The organism is Paenarthrobacter sp. NyZ202, assembly GCF_049860755.1.
GTDB lineage: Bacteria > Actinomycetota > Actinomycetes > Actinomycetales > Micrococcaceae > Arthrobacter.
The window spans coordinates 2,972,920-2,994,826 of the sequence record NZ_CP187556.1; the positions used below are offsets into that span (position 1 = coordinate 2,972,920).

The 21,907-nt window shown below is 64.6% G+C and carries 18 protein-coding genes; 7 read left to right on the plus strand and 11 right to left on the minus strand.

The window, feature by feature from the left end:
• Positions 1 to 83 precede the first annotated feature (83 nt).
• The 4 genes from ACPFL9_RS13765 to mtrA all read right to left on the minus strand — a co-directional run bounded on the left by ACPFL9_RS13765 (position 84) and on the right by mtrA (position 5,452).
• A complete protein-coding gene (locus tag ACPFL9_RS13765; protein WP_426003334.1) occupies positions 84 to 1,070 on the minus strand; it encodes a ComF family protein in 987 nt (328 codons plus the stop codon).
• 71 nt (positions 1,071 to 1,141) lie between these two features.
• Positions 1,142 to 2,851: an LpqB family beta-propeller domain-containing protein gene (locus ACPFL9_RS13770; protein WP_426003335.1), complete on the minus strand. Its 1,710-nt coding sequence runs from the start codon at positions 2,849 to 2,851 to the stop codon at positions 1,142 to 1,144.
• Positions 2,848 to 4,629, minus strand: coding sequence for an MtrAB system histidine kinase MtrB (gene mtrB / locus ACPFL9_RS13775; RefSeq protein WP_426007575.1), 1,782 nt, complete (start codon positions 4,627 to 4,629; stop codon positions 2,848 to 2,850). Before mtrB ends, ACPFL9_RS13770 begins: the two co-directional genes overlap by 4 nt.
• A 148-nt stretch (positions 4,630 to 4,777) precedes the next feature.
• The gene (mtrA, locus tag ACPFL9_RS13780; protein ID WP_426003336.1) at positions 4,778 to 5,452 is read right to left on the minus strand and encodes an MtrAB system response regulator MtrA; all 675 of its coding nucleotides are present in this window, start codon (positions 5,450 to 5,452) and stop codon (positions 4,778 to 4,780) included.
• 257 nt (positions 5,453 to 5,709) lie between these two features.
• On the opposite strand from mtrA, the gene ACPFL9_RS13785 reads away from it, so the two are divergent.
• Genes ACPFL9_RS13785 through ACPFL9_RS13810 form a run of 6 tightly spaced genes read left to right on the plus strand, consistent with a single transcriptional unit; the run spans position 5,710 to position 12,058 of the window.
• On the plus strand, positions 5,710 to 7,059 hold the full coding sequence (locus ACPFL9_RS13785) for a hypothetical protein (RefSeq protein WP_426003337.1): 1,350 nt from the start codon (positions 5,710 to 5,712) through the stop codon (positions 7,057 to 7,059).
• Positions 7,056 to 7,745 (plus strand): DUF4129 domain-containing protein, encoded by a 690-nt coding sequence (locus ACPFL9_RS13790; protein WP_426003339.1) that lies wholly within the window; start codon positions 7,056 to 7,058, stop codon positions 7,743 to 7,745. The genes ACPFL9_RS13785 and ACPFL9_RS13790 overlap by 4 nt, the downstream gene beginning before the upstream one ends.
• Positions 7,742 to 8,935: a DUF4350 domain-containing protein gene (locus ACPFL9_RS13795; protein WP_426003340.1), complete on the plus strand. Its 1,194-nt coding sequence runs from the start codon at positions 7,742 to 7,744 to the stop codon at positions 8,933 to 8,935. Before ACPFL9_RS13790 ends, ACPFL9_RS13795 begins: the two co-directional genes overlap by 4 nt.
• Positions 8,932 to 10,005, plus strand: coding sequence for an AAA family ATPase (locus ACPFL9_RS13800; protein ID WP_426003342.1), 1,074 nt, complete (start codon positions 8,932 to 8,934; stop codon positions 10,003 to 10,005). The genes ACPFL9_RS13795 and ACPFL9_RS13800 overlap by 4 nt, the downstream gene beginning before the upstream one ends.
• A 35-nt stretch (positions 10,006 to 10,040) precedes the next feature.
• Positions 10,041 to 11,333, plus strand: a complete 1,293-nt coding sequence (locus tag ACPFL9_RS13805) for a DUF58 domain-containing protein (protein ID WP_426003343.1) — start codon at positions 10,041 to 10,043, stop codon at positions 11,331 to 11,333.
• Between the two features lie 11 nt (positions 11,334 to 11,344).
• Positions 11,345 to 12,058, plus strand: a complete 714-nt coding sequence (locus ACPFL9_RS13810) for a DUF4166 domain-containing protein (protein ID WP_426003344.1) — start codon at positions 11,345 to 11,347, stop codon at positions 12,056 to 12,058.
• Here ACPFL9_RS13810 and ACPFL9_RS13815 read toward each other — a convergent pair.
• The 6 genes from ACPFL9_RS13815 to ACPFL9_RS13840 all read right to left on the minus strand — a co-directional run bounded on the left by ACPFL9_RS13815 (position 12,055) and on the right by ACPFL9_RS13840 (position 19,127).
• The gene (locus ACPFL9_RS13815; RefSeq protein ID WP_426003346.1) at positions 12,055 to 13,110 is read right to left on the minus strand and encodes a hypothetical protein; all 1,056 of its coding nucleotides are present in this window, start codon (positions 13,108 to 13,110) and stop codon (positions 12,055 to 12,057) included. The genes ACPFL9_RS13810 and ACPFL9_RS13815 overlap by 4 nt on opposite strands.
• Before the next feature lie 3 nt (positions 13,111 to 13,113).
• A complete protein-coding gene (locus ACPFL9_RS13820; protein WP_426003347.1) occupies positions 13,114 to 13,503 on the minus strand; it encodes a chorismate mutase in 390 nt (129 codons plus the stop codon).
• A 109-nt stretch (positions 13,504 to 13,612) separates the two neighbouring features.
• Positions 13,613 to 15,316: a dipeptide ABC transporter ATP-binding protein gene (locus ACPFL9_RS13825; protein ID WP_426003349.1), complete on the minus strand. Its 1,704-nt coding sequence runs from the start codon at positions 15,314 to 15,316 to the stop codon at positions 13,613 to 13,615.
• Positions 15,313 to 16,290, minus strand: a complete 978-nt coding sequence (locus ACPFL9_RS13830) for an ABC transporter permease (RefSeq protein ID WP_426003350.1) — start codon at positions 16,288 to 16,290, stop codon at positions 15,313 to 15,315. Before ACPFL9_RS13830 ends, ACPFL9_RS13825 begins: the two co-directional genes overlap by 4 nt.
• Positions 16,291 to 16,292: 2 nt before the next feature.
• Positions 16,293 to 17,384, minus strand: coding sequence for an ABC transporter permease (locus ACPFL9_RS13835; RefSeq protein ID WP_426003351.1), 1,092 nt, complete (start codon positions 17,382 to 17,384; stop codon positions 16,293 to 16,295).
• Positions 17,385 to 17,498: 114 nt separating this feature from the next.
• Positions 17,499 to 19,127 carry an ABC transporter substrate-binding protein gene (locus ACPFL9_RS13840; RefSeq protein ID WP_426003353.1) on the minus strand — a complete coding sequence of 543 codons (1,629 nt, stop codon included), beginning with the start codon at positions 19,125 to 19,127 and terminating at the stop codon, positions 17,499 to 17,501.
• A gap of 217 nt (positions 19,128 to 19,344) precedes the next feature.
• Between ACPFL9_RS13840 and ACPFL9_RS13845 the strand changes: the two genes are divergently transcribed.
• The gene (locus tag ACPFL9_RS13845) at positions 19,345 to 20,172 is read left to right on the plus strand and encodes a caspase family protein (protein WP_426003354.1); all 828 of its coding nucleotides are present in this window, start codon (positions 19,345 to 19,347) and stop codon (positions 20,170 to 20,172) included.
• 57 nt (positions 20,173 to 20,229) lie between these two features.
• On the opposite strand, the gene ACPFL9_RS13850 is transcribed toward ACPFL9_RS13845, so the two are convergent.
• Entirely contained in the window at positions 20,230 to 21,855 is a 1,626-nt protein-coding gene (locus ACPFL9_RS13850; protein WP_426003355.1) for a hypothetical protein, read from the minus strand.
• Positions 21,856 to 21,907: the final 52 nt, after the last annotated feature.

Sequence of the window (21,907 nt, forward strand, 5' to 3'; positions counted from 1 at the left end):
ACAGTCGAGCCCCTTTCCGAGCCGCTATCGACAGGTACAACTTTTCTTGGTACCCACAACCGACGTTAGTTCATCGGCACGAGTTATTCACCCTTTAGCAACTTATTTTTTGATTGAGTCTTAACCACCGTTTCGGTATCGACCGGGTTGCCCTGGGAGGCGTAGGCTGGTGGCCTCGTGGCCGCCAACACCACGGCTCCGCAGACGATACCTCCGGCTTCCGAGACCGCCCGGGCAGCTTCAGCAAGTGTGGCCCCTGTGGTCAGGACGTCGTCCACCACCAGGCATCTGCGCCCACTGATCCTGCCCCGGCTGCGGCGCCTCACGCGCATGGATCCACGGACCTTCCGCGCCCGCTCCCCCCGGGCCAGGCCTTTTTGCCCCTCCGCGTGCATTGCCGGTGCGCCGCCTTTGCGCAAGACCCCCGCCCGGTTTCGCAAGAAGTCGATAGCAAGTGCGGGCAACGCCCCGGCCGGCTTCTCCAGGACGTCGGCAATGCCAAGGTTGGTCAGCATTCTCCGGCGCCGCAAGCTGCCCAGGAGGACATGGACCGGACTGAATCCGCGGCGCCGGAAGGCAGGGCCGCTGCTGGGAACCGGTACCAGCAGGAGTCCATGCCCGGATCCGATGGCAGTACGCAGGGCGTTGCCGAGGCACACCGCGAGAACGCCTGCAAGCCGCCACTGCCCTGAGCGCTTGAAGGAAAGAATCGCCTGGGCCAATTCGTCGCGGTATGCACCGGCAGCCACGACGCCGAGCTTGACTGAGCCATCCGTTTCCACCAGGGCGGGAGCCTGCTGTTCTGCCCTGAACGGAGACTTGCACAGCAACCTTATGCGGCGGGCACATGCGGCACAGAGAACGGTGTCTTCAACGCCGCAACATATGCAGTCCACGGGAAACAGCAGTGCCGCCACCTCGGCCCAGGCTTTGAGGAACCCGTGGAGCATCCGCCCCGGACCGGCCCTGGCCACGGCCCGGCGCCGTGGGGCCCGCGGATCAGCCGCCGTAAGGTCCGGATCCGGCGGACGGAGTGGCAGTGCCGGCAATCCGGCAGGCAAGGTTGGCATTGTCCAAGCATCGCCGGTGGCCCGGCCCCGCAGAAGCCACCAGGTGCGCTATGTGGACAACGGGACCCAGGCTACCCCGGGAACGCTGGTTCAGAAGGACCCTTCAGCTGCAGTTCCCAACCGTTGCCGACGCGCTGGAAGACACCGTCGGCCGACTGTCCGTAGATTTGTTCCGACCCGTTGCCTGCGCTGAGGTAGGTAAGCCCATCCCAGGGGGCCAGCTGTTGAGGCTCTCCGGACGCCAGCGACAACAGTTCCGGAACGACCGTCCCCGAGGCGGAGCCTGCCATCACCGCGACCGTTGAACCATTGACCCAGACACCTTGATCCGGAGATGAGGAACTGAAGAGGGTCAGCGGGCCGGTGAGATCCTTTGGTGTGCCGTCTGAATTCCGCACGATGCCGGTCACCTGTACCAGTGTCTTGCCGTTCACTTCGGATATGACCAACGCCCGGGCACCTTCCCGGGAGACACGAAGGTCTTTCACCGTCCGTCCGGACAACCAAGCCGGCGCCATGGTGACAGTCGGTACGGCCATACCGGGCGCAACCCCGGTGGGCTTGAATGCCACCAGTTCGCTGCCGCCTCCGGCAGCCGGACGAGCCGTCCAGATCCAATCATGCGGGCTGAACGACGGACCGGTCAGTGTGCTTCCCGTGGTCAATTGGCGGGGAGGTTGTCCCGGTTCAATGGAGTACAACGCGTTCTTCTCACCGTTGAGGAACGCAATGGTCTGGGACACGGGCGATTCGGCAGGGGTACGGGGACCCAGTGCGGCCACGGACTGGATATCCGGCAGTGGCGACACCCGGTTGTTCTCATAGCGGACGAGGTCCCCGTTGTTCACGGCCACCTGCCGGGCGGGGACCGTCTTGTCCACTACCGGTGGCAGGACGGAGCCGTTGTCCTCGACCCGGACCAGGTCCTGGTCGGCCCGCAGTTCCACGCTGATCACATCCGGCTGGCTCCTGAACGTAAGGGCCAGCTGGTTCTGCATCCGTTGCCGGTCTTCGGCGGATGCGTTGAACAGTTCCCGCGCCGACAGATCGACCTGGGCGGAGCCTGACACCACCGGGACAGATTCACGGGTCAGTTTCATGCCGGAGGGAAAGGCGCTCACGACGGCACCGCGAAGATAGGGGGCCGGACCGGCCAGCAGGGCACTCGTCATTGATTTGACGGTGTTCTTCTTGATGAACCAGCGGTAGTCGGGCACAGCGTAGGTGAAGGTCGGGTCGTAGAAGTAGATCGGGAACGGCCCGTAGATCACCTTGAAGGTCTCCTCGGGTATGGCGGTTCCGTTGGGAAGCTTCGATATCCGCCATTCACCATCCACCTGTTCCAGGGTGACGGGAATGGTCTCCTTGGTGCCTGCCGGGTACTGCGTGGCCACACCGTCGGCGTCCACCGAGTAGGCAAGGTCCAATTCGTAGAGGTACTCGTTTTCAATGGCTGTCTTGACCACTTGGGCTTCCCGGAAGACGATGGCCCGCTCGTCGGGTTTCCAGGTCACGGACTGGGCCTGGGTCAGGTACTGGCGTGCCACGGGGTAATCGTCTTCGTATCCGCTTCCAGCCATGTAGAAGTCCTCTATGACCGATTCCGGGCTGGCACCCGGTCGCGGTGCCGCAGGAAAGAACACGGGGGCGTTGGCATTGCCGGCGCCCTCGTCCTGGCTCTTGCCTACTGGCCCGGAACGGGGTATCTGGGCGCAGGCCGCGAGCAGCAACATCAACACGGCCACCACAGCGGCCAAGACAGGACGGGCAAGGGTCCTCATAGTGCGCCGCCACCTTCTTCGCTGCCCGCAGCGGGACGCCCGCGATCAACCTTGGCCTCCGGCCGTGCAACATCGGCGCCGAGGACCAGCATCTGCCGTTCACCGGCTGACCCCGGCAGTTCGATATCGGCCGGCTCAAGCTGCAATGGAGACTTCTGGATGGTCCCGCCCTGGCGCAGCGGCAGCGTGAGCCGGAAATTGGAGCCGGCCCCCTTTCGCCCCCACGCCTGCAACCAGCCGTTATGCAGCTTGGTGTCCTCGGCCGCAATCGACAGACCTAGGCCACTGCCGCCGGTAGTCCTTGCCCGCGCCGGGTCTGCGCGCCAGAAGCGGTCGAACACCCGCGCCGCCTCAGCGGGGGTCATGCCGATACCGTGGTCGCGCACCGCTACGGCAACGGCTTCCTGGTTGGCGGCAACGGAAATATGCACAGGCTTGCCCTCCCCGTGTTCCAGCGCGTTGAGCAACAGGTTACGCAGGATGCGGTCGATGCGCCGGGAGTCCATTTCGACGACGATGCTCTTCTCCCGCGCGTTCAACCGCACCTCCGAGCCATACTCGGCAGCAACTGGAGCCGCGCCTTCCATGACATGGGAAATGACCTGGAAAATGTCCTGCGGCTCGGCGTCCAACACGGCAGCCCCGGCATCGAACCGGGAAATTTCCAGCAGATCCGACAGCAACGACTGGAATCGTTCCACCTGATGGTAAAGGAGCTCGGCGGACCTCTTGTTCATCGGGTCGAACTCTTCCCTGGCGTCGAAGAGCACTTCGGCTGCCATCCGTACCGTGGTCAGCGGCGTACGGAGCTCATGGGAAACGTCGGAGACAAAGCGCTGCTGCATCTGGGACAGGGTCGCCAGCTGCGTAATCTGCTCCTGAAGGCTTGCGGCCATGTGGTTGAAGGAGGCACCTAGCCGGGCGACTTCATCTTCACCCTTGACCACCATGCGTTCCTGGAGCTGGCCGGCCGCGAGTTTCTCCGAGACCACGGCCGCATGGCTGACGGGACTCACGACGTTCCTGGTGACGTACCAGGCAATGGCCCCGATCATCAGCACCAGCGCCGCACCACCGGCCCACAAAACGTTCTGGATCTCATCCAGTGTTTTCTGGGCAGTGTTGAGGTCGTAGATCAGGTAAAGCTCGTACATCGTGCCGTTGAACGTGACCTTGTTGCCCACCGCGATGCCGGGCCGGTCCTCATTGCCCACGGGGAATTCCATCGAAGCCCAGAACTGCTGCTTGCCGCCTTCCTGGACGGCCTTCCGCAGTTCAGGCGGGATGACACGCACGGTCAGCTGGTCGGAAGCACGCGATTCGACCCAACGGTTGCGGGGCTTCGTCTGTTCCGGCACTGCTTCGAACACGTAGCGGCGCTGGATGACCGACCCCCGGCCCTCCACGGCAGTCAGGGTGTCGTACACCAACGTAATGACGCTGGACTGGTCGGTGACCTGGGCGCCGTCGAACGTGTCCTGCACCTGCTTGACGTTAAAACGGGACTCCGACTCGGCCTGTGCCAGGCGTTCCTGGAAGAGGTTGTTGGCGATCTGGTTCGAAAGGTAGGCACCCACGATCGCGAATGAGGTAACTGCGAGCAGGAGGGTAGTCAGGACCGTCCTGAATTCCAGCGACCGACGCCAGCGCTTGAGGAGTGAACGCCACAGGAGGCGCAGGCCCGGCCTGATGTGCCGTACACCGGTCCCGACGAGGCGCGAGACCCGCAGGAACAGGATCAGGCCACGGCGCGTCCAGATCCTGGTCCGGGTCAGCAACCATGCGACGTTGTGCTTGCCGTTGCCGCCTCCCGAAGGCGAGTGCTCCGGCGTCGGGCGTTCCGGCGTCGCAGGAGTCGTTCCGCTGCCCGCAGGACGCCCGGAAACGCTGTCCGCTTCATCGCCGGTCGAGTGGCCGGCTGCAGACTCAGGAACCTGCTTTGTACCCGACACCGCGCACCGTCAAGACGACTTCGGGCGCTTCCGGATCGCGTTCAATCTTGGAGCGCAAACGCTGGACATGGACGTTCACCAGGCGGGTGTCCGCGGCGTGGCGGTAGCCCCAGACCTGTTCAAGGAGAAGTTCGCGGGTGAACACCTGCCACGGCTTGCGAGCCAGGGCCACCAGGAGATCGAACTCCAGGGGCGTCAGCGAGATGCGTTCGCCGCCGCGCGTCACCATGTGCCCTGCGACATCGATGGTGACATCGGCGATACGGAGCGTTTCAGGAGCCTTCTGCTCTCCCGGCCTCAGCCTTGCACGGACGCGGGCCACCAATTCGGCCGGTTTGAACGGCTTGGGTACGTAGTCGTCGGCGCCCGATTCGAGGCCCCTGACGACATCCGACGTGTCGGACTTTGCGGTGAGCATGACGATCGGCACATCGGACTCGCCACGGATCTGCCGGCACACTTCGATGCCGTCCGATCCGGGAAGCATAAGGTCAAGAAGCACCAGGTCCGGCTTGCTGGAACGGAAGACCTCCAACGCCTGGCCGCCGTCTGCGCAGAACACCGGCTCGAAGCCATCATTGCGCAGGACGATGCCAATCATCTCTGCCAGGGCTTCGTCGTCGTCTACTACCAGAATGCGTGCCTTCATAGTTATATGTTCCCTTATCGCCAAGCCTTTGTCCTGTTGGGCAGTGCGCACGGCATGGCGTCCTCCCCGGGGCACTTCCACCGTACTGCACGTGCCCGTGGAGGCGTGTTTGGCACCCTGTCCGGGACCTGGATGCCGGCTTTTGATGACACCAGCGCACGGGACTATGAGCGATGACGCCGGGACTATAGGCTGGGGCCAAGGTCCGTATGGGGGACCCCGGATGTCAACGGACCGCGTCCGATGGGGAGGAAAGCGTGTCAGAACCAGAGCACGGCCGCCAGCCACATCCCGGTGGCCAGCCGGGGTGGGACCAGCAGCCGCAGTGGGGGACGCCGCCCGCCTGGCAAGCCCCTCCGCCGTGGGGCCCGCAGGCCGGGACTCCCCCGCCGGGCGCTTGGCAGCCGGGACAGCCCGGACCGGGCGCTTGGCAGCCGGGACAGCCCGGACCGGGCGCTCCCCAGCCGGGACCCTTCGGATATGGCCAGCCCCGCGGAGGCTGGCAAGGTGGAGGCCAGCCGGGTGGAGGCTGGCAAGGTGGCGTCCCCTACGGCCAGCCACTCTATGTGGCCCCGCCCAAGCCCGGCATCATCCCTTTGCGGCCTTTGCAATTGGGCGAGATCCTGGACGGTTCCTTCCAGACCATCCGCCGCAACGCTGCGGCAATGTTCGGTTCGGCCCTGCTGGTCCAGGCCCTGGCAGCCGTGCTGGCGGGTGTTGTCACTGTCGGCATGCTGCAGTTAGTGGGAACACTGGAGGCCGTCGAGAGCAACGCTGATCTTGAGGAGGCCATGGGCCCCTTCCTTGCCATGATGGCCGCTTTCTCAGGCATCTCGATCCTGGTCGGTTTCCTGGGCGCCGCGCTGCAAGGGGTTCTGGCGGTTCCGGTGGCCAGGTCGGTCCTCAACCGGCGCACTGGCTTCAAGCAGATGTGGAAGCTGGCCGGAAAGCGCATCGGCCCGCTGCTGGGCGTGGCCGCGCTCCTGGTGTTTGGCGGTCTCCTGGTGGCCGCTGCATTCGTTGGAATCGCCATCCTGTTGTTCACCGGCATGGGTCCTGCCGGCATGCTGGTTGTCTTCCCCCTGGGACTGGGGGTGTTCATCCTGTTTCTCTGGATCGCTTTGAAGCTGATGTTTGCCCCCGCGGCCATCGTCGTAGAGCGTCTTGGCGTCTATGCCGGCCTGCTCCGTTCCTGGCAGCTGACGCGGAACAACTGGTGGCGTATTTTTGGCATCACGCTCCTGGTGGCTTTGATGGTGGGCCTCGTTGCCCAGGTCGTCCAGATTCCTGTGTCCCTCGCCGCCGGCGGCATCGGCTCGGTGGTTTCTCCTCATCCGGACATGGAGACCCTGACCTCGGCAATGATCATCACCACGCTGATCTCAACGGTCGTTGGCGCGTTGGTGGGTTCAGTGACCTTTGCCTTCCAAACCTCCGTTTCCGCCTTGATCTACATGGACCTCCGCATGCGCCGCGACGGTCTGGACGTTGAATTGTTGCGGCTGATGGAGACAGGCGCCGACCCCGACGGCATTCCGGGCAGCCCCACGTCCTCCCTGGGGGGGCCTGCCGTAGGCCACCCGTTCGGGCCACGGCCTTCGGCATGACGGTTCCAGTTCCCTGCGGCCTCCTCCGAATGATTCCGCTGGAGCCGCCGGTTACTCCTGACCGTGAAGAAGCCCGCCGCTGGGCGGAAGAGGAACTGTCCAAACCGCAGTATCCAGCAGCCCAGCCCACGTGGCTGCAGCAGATGTGGCGCGACTTCCTGGACTGGCTCAATTCCTTGGAGTTTGAAACCGGCAGCGGCGGCAATCCTGCCGTGCCGATCATGATTGCCGTCGCCGTAGTCCTGATTGTGGTGGCGGTCCTTGCGGTCAGGCCGCGCCTTAACGCGCGGAAGAGGCCGACGGCGACCGGCCTGTATGGTGACGATCCGGCCGTTGACGCCGCTGCCTACCGCCGCCGTGCACTGGCTGCAGCGGACGACGGCGACTGGTCGGCCGCCGTCGTTGAGCAGTTCCGCGCTGTGGTCAGGTCAGCGGAAGAACGCGACATCATCGAACCGCGCCCGGGTCGCACGGCTGATGAGGCAGCGTGGCAGCTCGGCCAGGTTTTTGGCACGGTCCAGGAAAGGCTGGACTCGGCCGCCGGCCTGTTCGACGCCGTCCGGTACGGGGACCAGCCTGCCGTGCGGGGCGACTTCGACTCCCTCCGCCGGCTCGACGAGGACCTCGGCGCCATGGTTCCTGACTTCTCCGAACAGGACCGCCACGGATTCGCGGTGCCACGATGACGGCAGTAGACCAACAGCAAGCAGGCCGGGCGCAAAAACCCGCCACGTCCGAGGCGTCCGGGTTCCGCGGGTGGGCGCGCAAAAGGGCGGCCTGGATCGCTATCGGATTGGTCTTTCTGGCCCTGGTGACGTACCTCGCCGTTGGGCAGTTGTCTGCCCCGGATGATGCGCGTCCGCTTTCAGTGCGTAATCCTGCGCCGGATGGCGGCATGGCGGTCGCCGAGATCCTGGGCCGGCAGGGTGTGCGGGTCACACCGACGGACACATTGCCCGATACCTTGGCTCAGCTGTCTCAGAAGGAAGATCCGGTTCTGTTCCTTTACGATCCCCGGGGATTCCTGGATCGGTCCCAACTCGAGGAGTTGCGTGCCGCGGCCGAAAAGATCGTAGTGGTCGGCCCCAGGCTCCGCACCCTGGCCGGGCTCGATCCGGCGTTCGGGCCCGGCGGCGTTGTTCCTGATGCGGTGACTGTTCTTGAGCCGCGGTGCCGCGAGGATGATCCGGCAGCGGCCGGCCCGGTGTCAGCCCAGGGTCCTGTCTATACGGGGCCCGTGGTGTGCTACTCCATCCGGCCGGGCGCAGCCGGACTGTACGCCACATCCACGGACGGCAGCATCGTGGTGCTAGGCAGCTCCGGACTGGTTGACAACGGGCACTTGGCGCTGGAAGGCAATGCGGCCCTGGCGCTGCGCACCCTGGGCAGCGGCCCAGAGCTGGTGTGGTACCTGCCGGGGCCCTCGGACATGTCCACTGACCGATCGGCGCCGACCCTCAGCGAGTTGGCGCCGCCCTGGCTGGCTTTCCTTGGGCCGTGGCTTGGAGTGGTGGCAGTCCTGGCGATCCTGTGGCGTGGCCGCCGCCTGGGGCCGTTGGTTTTCGAGCCCCTTCCCGTGGTGGTCAAGGCAGCCGAAACGGCGGAGGGACGTGCCCGTTTGTACCAGGACTCGAGGGCCCTTGACCGTGCGGCCGATAATCTCCGGGCGGGCCTGCTTTCCCGCTTGGCCAAGCACTTCAACCTGGGGCCGGCGGCAACCGCAGGGTCGGTGGTGGACGCAGTGGCGGTCGCTGTGGGCAGGCCGGCACCGGAACTTCGCTCCATTCTGGTCGACTTCAGGCCGCAAACAGAAGGACAACTGGTCCAGTGGGCACAACAGATCGAACACATCGAACAGGAGGCGACGGCCCGATGAGCAGCCAGCCGAGCAACTTCACGGAGGATACGTACGGGTACCAGGGCTCTTCCCGGGTGCCAAGTGACGCACAGCCAGACCAACCGCGAAACCCCGGTCCACAGGGAAGCAGTCAAGCCGTTAGTCCTGCGCGGACATCGCTCCTGAAGGTCCGCGAGGAAGTGGGCAAGGCCGTTGTAGGACAGGATCCGACGGTCACGGGCCTGCTGATCGCCCTCCTGTGCGGTGGCCATGTCCTGCTGGAAGGAGTCCCGGGAGTCGCCAAGACCCTGCTGGTCAGGGCTTTGTCCACCGCCCTGAGCCTCGAGACCAAACGCGTCCAGTTCACCCCGGACCTGATGCCCGGCGATGTCACCGGTTCCCTGGTGTACGACTCCCATACGTCGGAGTTCTCCTTCCGGGAGGGGCCGGTGTTTACCAACATCCTGCTGGCCGATGAAATCAACAGGACTCCGCCCAAGACCCAGGCCTCCCTGCTGGAGGCCATGGAGGAACACCAGGTCTCCGTGGATGGCGTGTCCCGGCCGCTTCCAGCGCCTTTCATCGTGGCCGCAACCCAGAATCCCGTGGAGTACGAGGGAACATACCCCTTGCCCGAAGCGCAGCTGGACCGGTTCCTTTTGAAATTGACCATGCCCCTCCCCGGCCGAAACGACGAAATCGAAGTGATACGGCGCCATGCTGCCGGCTTCGACCCGCGGGATCTTGCCGCCGCGGGTGTGCGGCCGGTGGCCGGTGCCGGCGAACTTGCCGAGGCCCGCGCAGCAGTGGCGGACGTATCAGTGGCCCCCGAAGTTCTGGCCTACATCGTCGATATCGTTCGCGCCACCCGGGCCGCCCCGTCGTTCCAGTTGGGCGTCTCCCCCCGCGGTGCCACGGCCCTCCTGAACACGTCCAAGGCCTGGGCCTGGCTGTCGGGGCGGACGTTCGTGACCCCCGACGACGTCAAAGCACTGTCCCTGCCCTGCCTTCGGCACCGGGTGGGCCTTCGCCCGGAGGCCCAGATGGACGGCATCCGGGTGGACGACGTCCTGGGCAGCATCCTCTCATCCGTACCGGTCCCGCGTTGAGGCTTGGTGAACAGGCGGAGACGGAGGTGATTTGAGTGGCCATCACGGGCAGATTCGTCCTGCTTGCCCTGTTGGGGCTGGCGCCCTTGGTGCTGTTCCCTTCGTGGACCACCGTGCTGATGATCGTCGGCGTGCTGCTGCTGGTGGTGGTCATTGACCTGTTGCTCGCGGCATCGCCGGCCAAGGTTGGCCTTACGCGACAACCCTTGGAGAGTGTCACCCTGGAGCACCAGGTGGACTCCGTGGTGACCATCACCAATGCCTCGGGCCGCACGCTGCGGGCCGTCGTCAGGGATGCCTGGCAGCCCTCCGCCGGGGCCCGGGCATCCACCCACCGCCTTGTCATTCCGCCCGGTGAACGCCGCCGGATGTCCGTGACTCTGGTGCCCCGCCGTCGGGGAGACCTCGAGTCCCCCCACGTCACCATCCGCTCCCATGGGCCCCTGCACCTGGCGGCACGCCAGCGTACGCGGCCGCTGCCGGGGCGGCTCCGTGTCCTCCCGCCGTTTCATTCCAAGCGCCACCTGCCCTCCAAGCTGCGTAAGCTGCGCGAGCTGGACGGCAAGGCCGCCGTCCAGATCCGGGGTGCCGGTACCGAGTTCGATTCCTTGCGCGACTACGTCCGCGGCGACGACGTACGGTCCATCGACTGGCGGGCCACGGCACGACGCACCTCCGTGGTGGTCCGCACCTGGCGCCCGGAGCGGGACAGGCGCGTTGTGATCGTCCTCGATACCTCCCGCACCGCAGCGGCGCGGATCGACGACGAACCACGCCTGGACACCGGGATCGAGGCAGCCTTGCTGCTGGCAGTCCTTGCTGAACGGGGCGGGGACCGGGTGGATTTCCTGGCCTATGACAGGATGCTTCGGGCCAGGGTGGAGTCAGCCGCCAAAGGCAATCTGCTCGGGCAACTGGTCCAGGCCATGGCCCCGTTGGAAGCCGAACTGATCGAACTGGACTGGCAGCAGATTCCGGGACAGGTCCGGGCGGTTTCCGCCCACCGCTCCCTGGTGGTGCTCTTGACGGCACTCGACGGCGGCGACCCTGCCGACGGGCTCCTCCCCGTGGTGGCACGCTTGGTCCAGCAGCACGTAGTGGTGGTTGCTTCGGTCCGGGATCCCCTGCTGACGGCCATGAAGGAAGAACGCGCCACGGCCAGCCAGGTTTTCCGGGCAGCCGCTGCCGAGCGGACCCTGCTGGAACGGGCTGCTGTCACCGCCCAGTTGCGGCAGCTTGGCGCGGAAGTAGTGGACGCCGATCCGTTGGACGTTCCACCCTTGCTGGCAGACACGTACATCCGGCTGAAGGCCGCCGGACGATTGTAGGAAGGACGGATATGAGTACCCCCATTTACCGGCTTGCCCTGGGCAGCGGGTTCGACGACCTCGCTCCTGAGCTGCAGGAGTATTTCTCGTTGGCTGCAGGTTCGGGAAGCTATGGCATCGGTGAGGGTGTCTTCGACGTCGTGGGATGCAGGCAACGGTGGTTGCGGCCACTGCTGGCCTTGACCGGCCACGAGGAAGCGTTCTTTCCGGAGTACGGCGAGCACATCCCCTTCCGGATCGAAAACCACGCCCATGTGGATCCCTTCGGCAGGCCTGCCCTGACTGCCCGCCGCGAGATTTATTTTCCGTCCGGCACGCGCCTCTTCCACGATACAACCAGCGCCATCACCGGAAGCCCACCTGACGACCGGGCCCGGCTGGTGGACCATCTGGGCCGCTACCGGCGCCTGGCCACCGACCTTGAGGTCAGCGTCACTCCGGAAGGCAGGCTGCGGGGCGTGTCAAAGGCCAGCCGGCTGTTCCTTGGTCCACTGCGGATAGCCCTTCCGGAACTCCTTGATGCCCGGGCCTACGCAGAGCAATGGTACGACCGCGAAGAAGGGAAGCACCGTATCCAGGTCAAGGTCATCCAGCCCCAGATCGGTCTGGTGCTGGTTTACGCCGGCCGCTTTGATTACCGGTTGGTCCCCTACCTCCCGGGGTCGGCGCCAGGGAACTCGCTTCCCCGCTACGCAGAACCTGACCGATGGGAGCAGCGCGTCTAGCCCTGGGCCAGCTGGTCGAGGCCGTCGGCGACCTGTGTGAGCCGGACGAGGACCTCTTTGGCGGTCGACGGCGGCAGGTGTGCCAACCCTGTGGCTGGAGTGACGCGGAGCCCGCTGAGCAAGGATGCCGGGAGGCCGAGCTGACGCCACGGGCGCCAGATGGTGTTGACGATATCCGCAGTGCGCGGCAAGGGGCCGTCCGTCGCCATTGCGCCTGCCCACACCCGTTTTCCCGCTTCCGCGGCTGCTGCGAGCTGTTCCCACTGCCGGGTGGTCAGGGCCTTGAGGGGAACGGCGACTCCGTCGGCGCCGGCCGACAGGATCCGCTCGATCGGAGCCTCGATCTTAGGGACGGAAATAACGGTTTCGACGGCGCCGGCTGACTTGAGTGCCTCCACCACCAACCGCCATGCTCCGGTGACTTCCTCCCCGGCAATGGACCGCAGCGTCCGGTAACCACTCGCCGTCGGGATGGTGCCGGCCATGACGGCCGCTATGTCCGGTTCATCCACCTGCACCACGATGCGCGCATCAGGCACAGCCGCCGCAAGGCGCTGGAGGTGGCTGCCGACGCCGGCGGCGAGCGACTCCGCGATGTCCCGCCGTGCACCGTAGTCGAGGAGGGAGCGCTCGCCATTGTGCAGGTAAAGGTTGGCCGCCAGTGTCAGCGGACCAACGAACTGGACCTTCAGTGTGGTGGCCTGGGCGTCCTCGGCCCCCGCGATGTCGGCCAGGACGTTGATGTCGGACGCCAGGAGGGAGCGGGCACGTTGTTCGTCCTTTCCCGGGCGGTCCACCAGCCGCCATCCGTGCGGCTGCACATCGACGGCAAGGTCCACCAGCAGGGCACTCGTCCGGCCGACAGCGTCGGCACCCACCCCGCGGTCCGGAAGCTCAGGAAGGAACGGCAGATGAGGATCGCCGAGCTCGCCCCGGACTGTCCGGACAGCTTCGGCATGGTCGGTGCCGGGCCAGGTGCCCGGCGCCGTAGCGGACGCGCGCTCGGGAGCGGGCACGGGAATTCCGCTGGACGGGTTTGTCTGCTCCGCCACGGGCTACGCCTGCTGGCTGGAAATCTGGTGATCCTCGGCAATGGCCTCGTGGTGGCGGATCACTTCGCTGATGATGAAGTTCAGGAATTTCTCGGCGAAAGCCGGATCAAGGTGCGCATCCTCGGCGAGGCGCCGCAGCCGCGCAATCTGGGCGGCTTCGCGCCCGGGGTCTCCTGCCGGGAGTTTGTGGGTAGCCTTCAGGATCCCCACTTTCTGGGTCGCTTTGAAGCGCTCGGCCAACAGGAAAACAAGCGTGGCGTCAATGTTGTCGATACTGGACCGGATGGACAGGAGCTCATCCATGATGGCGCTGTCCACCTGGCCGGCCAGGGAGCTTGCTGCCGGGTTGAAGGAAGGGACGTCATCCGGGAGGGCATTGTTCTGCTCGGTCATGAGTCCCAGTCTAGGGTCTGGGCGCACACAGGCGCGGGTGTTACCTGCAGCCCACCGGGTGCCGGCAGTCCGCCCCATGACAGGAACGGACCGCCGGACGGGCCAGGTGTCAGCCGCCCAACAGCGCGCGGTGGGCCTCCCGCCGTCGTGCTTGTTGTTCCGGGTCCGGAACCGGCAGTGAGGCGATCAGCCGCTTGGTGTAGTCGTGTTGCGGCGACCCCATGACGTGGTTTCCGATTCCCTGCTCCACCAAACGTCCCTTGTACAGCACGCCAACCCAATGCGAGAGCATGTCCACCACTGCGAGGTCGTGGCTGATGAACAGTGCCGCGAACCCGAATTCCTCCTGGATGTCCTTGAAAAGGTCCAGGACTTTCGCCTGGACTGACACGTCCAGCGCGGAGGTGGGCTCGTCGGCGATCAGGAGGCGCGGATTCAGGGCCAGGGACCTGGCCAGGGACGCACGCTGCCGCTGACCTCCGGACAGTTCATGCGGGTAGCGTTGGGCGAACGACGCCGGCAACTGGACTGATTCGAGCAGCCGGCCGACCGCCTTCCGCGCCTCCTCAGGACGCGGCCGGGTATGGATGAGCAGCGGCTCTGCAATGCATTCCCCGATGGTCAGGTGCGGGTTGAAGGACGCGGCGGGGTCCTGGAAAACGAAGCCGATATCCTTGCGCAGCGGTCGGAAGGTACGCTCCCGGAAATCCAACATTTCGTAGCCCAGGACCTTCAGGCTGCCGCCTGTCACGCGGGTCAGCCCGGCGATCGCCCTCCCGAGCGTCGACTTACCAGAACCGGACTCCCCCACCAGGCCGTAAACCTCATTGGCAGAGATCGTGAAATCAACGTTGTCCACGGCTTTGAAGCCGTGGCGTCCGAACCGGGCCGGATATTCGATGGTCAGGTTCTTTGCCTCGACCAACACCTCTCCGTCCTGATGGAGCCGGGTACGGGCTCCTTCTGACGCCGAGTTCCGGCCCAGGTGCGGGACGGCTGCCAGGAGATTCCTGGTGTACTCCTGCCGGGGTTCGGCAAACAGCACGCGGGAGGTTGCTTCCTCAACGACGTCTCCCTGGTACATGACCACCACCCGGTCGGCGAGGTCGGCCACCACGCCCATGTTGTGGGTGATCAGCACAATGGATGTCCCGTAGTCATCCCGCAGGTCCCTCAGCAGTTGCAGGATCCCGGCCTGGACGGTGACGTCCAGCGCCGTGGTCGGCTCGTCTGCCACGATCAATCCCGGGTTGAGCGCCAGCGCCGCGGCAATGACTACCCGCTGCTTCTGTCCGCCGGAGAACTGGTGCGGGTAGTAGTCGACCCGGGTTTCGGGATCGGGAATGCCGACCTTCCGCAGCGCCTCCGTTGCGCGCTTCCTGGCTTCCTTTGCCGAGACCCGGTGGCCGTCTGCCGCATGGGCGCGGATGCCTTCAGCGATCTGCCACCCGACAGTAAACACAGGGTTCAGGGCGGTGGACGGTTCCTGGAACACCATAGCCACATCCCGGCCACGGATTTTCCGCAGCGTGGAGGGTCCGACGCTGATGACGTTGCTCCCATTGATCACCACGGCGCCTGAGCTGACGGCCGTTTCGGGGAGGAGACCGAGGATGGTTTTGGCCGTGACGGTCTTGCCGGAACCGGACTCGCCCACGATCGCCACGACTTCTCCGGCTTTGACATCCAGGCTGACGTCCTTCACGGCGTGGACGTCACCACCGTCCGTGGCAAAAGTGACCTTGAGGTGTTGGATGTCCAGGACGGCGGGGGCAGCCCCGCGGTCCGGCACGATGACGGGATCGACGCTCATGCTGTGCCTTCCTGTGCAGTGGGTGCCGTGGAACCGGCCCGTTTGCGTCCCCGGATCCGTGGATCGTTGAGATCGTTGATGCTTTCGCCCACCAGCGTCAGCCCCAGCACGGCCAGCACTATGGCCAGGCCCGGGAAAACTCCTGTCCACCAGATGCCCGAGGACGTGTCGGCCAACGCTTTGTTCAGGTCGAAGCCCCATTCGGCGGCGGAGGTGGGTTCGATGCCGAAGCCCAGGAAGCCAAGCCCCGCCAACGTGAGGATGGCCTCCGAAGCGTTGAGGGTGAACATCAGGGGCAGGGTCCGGGTGGCGTTCTTGAAGATGTGGCGGCCGATGATCCGGACGCTTGATGCGCCCAAAACCTTGGCGGATTCCACGAACGGCTCGGCCTTGAGGCGGATGGTCTCAGCCCGGATCACCCTGAAGTACTGGGGCACGAACACCACGGTGATGGAAAAGGCACAGGAGAAGATCCCGCCCCAGAAGCTCGACTGTCCGCGGCTGACCACAATGGAAATGACGATCGCCAGCAGCAGTGTGGGGAAGGCGTAGATGGCATCCGATACCACCACCAGGATCCGGTCCAGCCAGCCGCCGAAGTAGCCGCTGAACAGGCCCAGGGCCACGCCAAGGAAGAGCGACATGGCCACGGATACGGCGATCACCGTGACGGCTGTCTGCGAACCCCACAGGACGCGGGACAGGACGTCGTAGCCGCCAACGGTGGTTCCGAGCAGGTGCTTGGGTCCCGGCGCCTGCTGCGTGGGGAACGATCCCGAGCTGTCGCTGAGCTGGGAATAGCCGTAGGGCGCAAGCAGTGGGGCGAGGATGCTGGTCAGGAGGAAAAGTCCCGTGAGGATGACACCTGCCACCAGCATGCCGCGTTGGAGTCCCACACTCTTGCGGAGATGGGACACCACCGGGAGCCGCGATCCAAGGGACCGCTTGGGAGCAGTGAGTTGCAGGGTTTCCATGGTCAGTACCTCACTCGCGGGTCGATCAGCGCGGCGATGATGTCCACGATGAAGTTGGTGACGGCGACGATCACGGCAAGCAGCACCACGATGCCCTGCACGGCGACGAAGTCCCTGGCGTTGAGGTACTGCACCAACTGGTAGCCCAGGCCCTTCCACTCAAAGGTGGTTTCGGTCAGGATGGCTCCTCCCAGCATGAGGGCGATCTGCAGGCCCATGACGGTGATGATGGGGATCAGCGCCGGCTTGTACGCATGCTTCGTCAGCAGCCTGTACTCGCTGACGCCACGGGAGCGACCGGCCTCCACATAGTCCTTGCCCAGCGTTCCGATCACATTGGTGCGGACCAGGCGCAGGAAGACGCCGGCCGTCAGCAGCCCCAGGGCAGCAGCGGGAAGGACTGCGTGCGAGGCGATGTCACCAAAAGCGGTGAAGTTGCCGCTGCGCAGGGCATCCAGCCAGTAGATCCCGGAGGGCGCGGCAAGATTGCTCATGACCAGTTCAGTCCGCGTGGACGCCCTCCCGGCCACCGGAAACCACCCCAGCCACACCGAGAAGGTCAGTTTGAGGAGGAGCCCGGAGAAGAACACTGGTGTCGCATAGCAAAGGATGGCAAAGATCCTGAGGACTGCGTCGGAAGCCTTGTCCCGGTGCTGGGCGGCAATGAGCCCGAAAGGAATTCCCACGGCAAGCGCGACGATCAGGGCATTGATGCTCAGTTCCAGTGTGGCAGCGCCGAAGGTGAACAGGACTTCGACCACCGGACGGCGGTCCGTGATGGTGGTGCCGAAGTTGCCTGTCAGCAGCTGGCCCAGGTATTCGAAGTACTGGACCAGGATGGGCCTGTCGTACCCGGCCTCATGGATCCTCTGTGCAAGGACGTCCGGGGGCAACCGTCCGCCCTGGGCAGCGGTGATGGGGTCGCCGATGACCCTCATCAGGAAGAAGACCAGGGTCACCAATATGAAGACCGTGGGGATGATCAGGAAGAACCTGACCACGATGTATCTGCCCAGTCCTCCACCGGGCCTGGATTTGCTTTTGGGGGCCACGACGCCGGGTTCGGCATCGGGTACGTCTACGAGTGTTGTCATTGTTGCCTATGGCTCCTGCCCGTGGGTTGCGCGGGGTTGCTGCTGGCTGCCGACGATGGTGGTCAGCACAGGAGGCGGGACACCTGGTCAGTGTCCCGCCTCCCCCTGGCGCAGCTACTTGGATATGGTTCCGAGGCGGAACTTGAAGGAGGCGTCCAGCGTGTTTTCCACGCCATTGACTCCGCTGCCTGCAATGGCAACCTGCGCCCCCTGCAGCAACGGCAGCGTAGAGATGTCCTTGGCCAAGGCGTTCTGTACGTCCTTGATCGCGGTTTCGCGGGCTGACTTGTCTGCTTCGGTGAGCTGCTTGCTGATGAGTTCGTTCACCGTGGCGTTGTTGTAGTGGTTCTTCAGGAAGCCGCCCTCCGGGAAGAATGGGGTGAGATAGTTGTCGGCATCGCTGAAGTCCGGGAACCACCCGAACTGGAACAGCGGGTACTCATCGGCACGGCTGGCCTTGCTGTAGGTCACCCATTCGGTGGACTGCAGGTTCACCGTGAAGAGTCCGGACTTTTCGAGCTGTTCCTTGATCATCGCGTACTCGTCACCGGAGGATCCGCCGTAGTGGTCCGGGTTGTACTGCAGGTTCAGGGCCACGGGTCCGGTGACTCCCGCGTCCGACAGCACTTTCTTGGCTTTGTCCAGGCTGGGCTTGCCGCTGTCGCCGTAGGCGTCCTTGAAGGACTCGTTGGCTCCGAGGAAGCCATTGGGAACGTTGGACCACAGCGGCAGGTACGTGCCCTTGTAGACCTGGTCGGCGATCGCCTGCCGGTCCACGAGATGGGCCACTGCCTGGCGAACGGCCAGTGCTTTGGCAGGATCGGCCCCTTCGGCTTTGTTGCCAAAGGGCATGGTGTCGAAGTTGAAGGTGATATAGCGGATTTCGCCGCCGGGACCGGTCAGGACCTTGACCTTGGAGTCCTTCTTGAGGTCGTCCACATCCGTGGCGCTGAGGCTGCGGAAGGCAACGTCGATGTTGCCTTGCTGGATGTCCAGCTTCAGGTTGGTGGGGCTGGCGTAGTACTTGATGGTCGCTTCGTCATTGGCCGGCTTGCCGAGGACCCCCTGGTAGTCGGGGAAGGCCTTGAAGCTGACGAGCTCGTTCTTCTTGTAGCTGTCGATGGTGTACTGGCCGTGGAAGGCATTGGCCTTGATGATGTCATCGTCAGCCAGGAGCTTGTCCGCCGGGAACACTTCGTCGTCCACGATCGGAGCAGCCGGGCTGCTGAGGATCTGGGCAAAAGTCTGGTCGTTCGCGAGCTTCAGTTTGAAGACCACCGTGTTGGCATCGGGGGCAGTGACGCTCTCGATGTTGGTCAGCAGGGTGGCGGGACCGGCTGGATCGTTAATGGCCACCTGGCGGTCGAAGGAGAACTTGACGTCCTTGGAGTCCAGGGTGTGGCCGTTGGCCCATTTGAGGTTGGGCTTGAGTTTGACGGTGTACTCGGTGGGCGCCGTGAAGGAGGACGATTCCGCCAGGTCGGGCACCGGTTCGGCACCGCCGGGCTTTGAGTTGAGGAGGAAGGAGTAGATCTGGTTCATCACCATGAATGAACCGTTGTCGTAGGACCCGGCAGGGTCCAGCGCAGTGACTTTGTCGGTGGTGCCGTAGGCGATGGGTCCTTCGGCTGCCGGAGCGGACGAGGATCCTCCGCCCGAGGGCCCTGTGCAGGCGGTCAAGGCGAGCGCGGAGATGCCCGCGAGCGCGATAACGCTGTTCAGGGCCTTCTTGTTCAGTGCCATCTGGGTGAACCTTCTGTTCGATGGTTTCGGTGCGCCCCTGCAATGTGATGGGCGGCACACTCTTGACCTCCCGATTCAACCAGACTTCCGCCATCGTGAAGCATTCATTTTGTGATTCGAGACACAAACTTTACCTGTCAGTAGCTTCCTGCCCACCGCCCAAGGCCATTGCCCGGCAGCGGGTGCAGGAATATCTTGGTTGCGAAAGGACGGGCCCATGACCAAGTCAGCCCTCTGTGTAGGGATCAACAAATTCAAGTACCTCCCCTCATCGAGCTGGCTGCAGGGATGCGTCAATGACGCTGAAGACCTGGCCTCCGTCCTTGAGGCCACGTACGGTTTTCCGGAAGCCGGCATCACCGTGCTGCGGGATGCCAAGGCGACCAGGAAGAATGTGCTGGCCGCGTTGAACGAGCTTGTGGACAGCGCTGTCGAGGGCGGGTCCCGCCACTTGGTGTTTACTTTCTCAAGCCATGGCACGCAGGTCCCGGATACCAGCGGCGACGAAGCCGACCGCCTGGATGAGGCCTTTGCCTGCTATGACATCAACAACGCAGGAGACGCCTGGGATCCTGCGACCGTCATCACGGACGATGAACTGGCATCGCTTTTTACCCGCGTTCCGGAAGGCGTGCTCATGGAGGTGGTCCTGGACACATGCCACAGCGGGACAGGACTGAAGTCATTGGATCTGCTCCCGGGCCGCCGCCCGCGTTTCCTCCCGGCTCCTACGCCCCGGGCTGTGGCAGCCAGCGAGTTCAGTGACACCCGCACCCTCCGTGACCTGGTCAAGGCATCGGTTTCATCCCGGCCTGTGCTCATGGCGGCCTGCCGGGCGGACCAGACTGCGGCCGATGCTCCCATCGATGGCCGCTACAACGGAGCCTTTACCTACCATTTGTTGAAGTCGTTGGCGAGCGACGGGTCGTCCCCCCGGGCAGAGATCCTGAAACTGGTCAGCAAGGGCTTGAAGGCCGGCGGTTTTGACCAGGTGGCGCAGTTGGAAGGCACGACGGCGGCACGCAAGGCCGCGTGGGGAAGCTGACGGCGGCGGTGGCCGCTACTGCTTGAAATCACTTGGAACTGCAGCCGTTGCCGGGCATTACTCCCCCGTGCCGTGGAACTTGTCCCGGACCCCCGATGACGCGGCTTCCTCCGCGTCATGATGTTGGTCCGACCCGAAAAGAAGTCCCTGGCGCTCCCTGTCCATGACCGGTTTGAGCGCCGCGTACACCAAACGGCCCCCTGCGTCGAAGCGGAGCAGCCCGCCGCCCCGGACGTCCACGTACTCCCTGCGGGTTTTGAGGCCAAGGCGCACATAGGCTTCTTTCCGGCTCATACGCACTGTTTGGATGAACGACGCACCGATTTCCGAAATAATGAACCCGTCCGGGGAGACCCGTTCGGAGGTCCGCACCCGGGTGGAACTCAAGGGAGTGCGCCGCTCCAGCCTGGCCGCGTCCAGCAGCCTGGGGTTTTCCCACACGAACCGCTGCACTTCCTGCGGATCTGAGCCGAGGGCAGACAAGCGGATCGGATATCGCAGCCCTTGGTAGTTGTCCACGCCGCTGATGTTATGCAGGGAAACCCGGCGGATGCCGATCGCCGAAAATTCATTCTGCAGAGCGTCCCTGTACCCGTATGCGTCCTCGGGCACCATGTCCAGGTCGGCTGCGATGATCCCCCGCAGCAGGTCGCGCCAGCCCACATCCACCGGTGGCATATAGGAGAGTCCCCGGATCACCATGCGCAGCACCCGCATGGCAACGATTGATCCTGACTCTGCTTTCTGCTGGAGGCTTGGGGGCCCACCCATGCGTGCATTCCGCTCCGACCAAAGGTGCCGGACGGCCCGGAGAACCGCCCCCACCACCACGGACCCCCGGGCGTGGGGTTCCACCAGGTCCTGCCAGTTTTCGGGCACCGGTCCAAGCAGCGGTTCCCGCAGGGGACCCCGGGCAAAGAGGTCGCGGGCAAAGTCGAACAGTGAACGCATCAGCTCGTCGTCGCCGACGCCGCGTTGTCCCCCGCCTGTACCGGCGGCCGCCTCAAGCTGCCGGTAGACCACCTCCCGTGAGGAGAAGACGGACAGGATGGCCACCAGGTCCGCCAGCGCCTCATGCATGGCCAGTTGTTCCATGGTTGCCAGGTGGTCCGCCCATGCCGGGCGGAAACCGTCAAGGATTGCGTGTGTCACTTCGTGGGCAACGATATCCCGGTAAAGAGCGGTTGGGACCTTGTAGCCCATCCTGTCGACTGAACCGAAGCGGATGATGTTGGTGCCGCGTTCGTATCCGGTGTCCGTCGCCGTGACACGGTCCCGGGCCTTGAGCACAACCCTGCCTTCGGGCACCCACGGCATCCGGCGTCCCAGAGTTGTTTCAAAAATGTCCAGTGTGTTCATCGCTACGGCGTACACGTGCTGGGCAAGGAAGCGGGTGTCATCCAGGAGTTCCCGCAGTTCCTCCGGTGGCGGCAGGGACACCAATTGCCAGGGGTCTCCCTGCCGCGTCAAGGTCACCGGCGAGACGTTGGTGCCGCGCCATTTGCGGATGTGGATGGCGTAGCGATGGCCCGTCGGACCCCTGCGCAGCCGCTCCACAGGAATGCGTACCTGTGCGGTCAACGGCGGCTGGCCACCGCTGCCGATCGGCCCTTCCGCCAGGACCGTGACGGAGACCATCTGACCGGCTTTGATGTCTCCCGGGCTCTTCTTAGGAAATGCCACAGCCATCGCCATCCCGATCGCGGACCACCCCAGCCGCAGCGGTTGCGCTGCT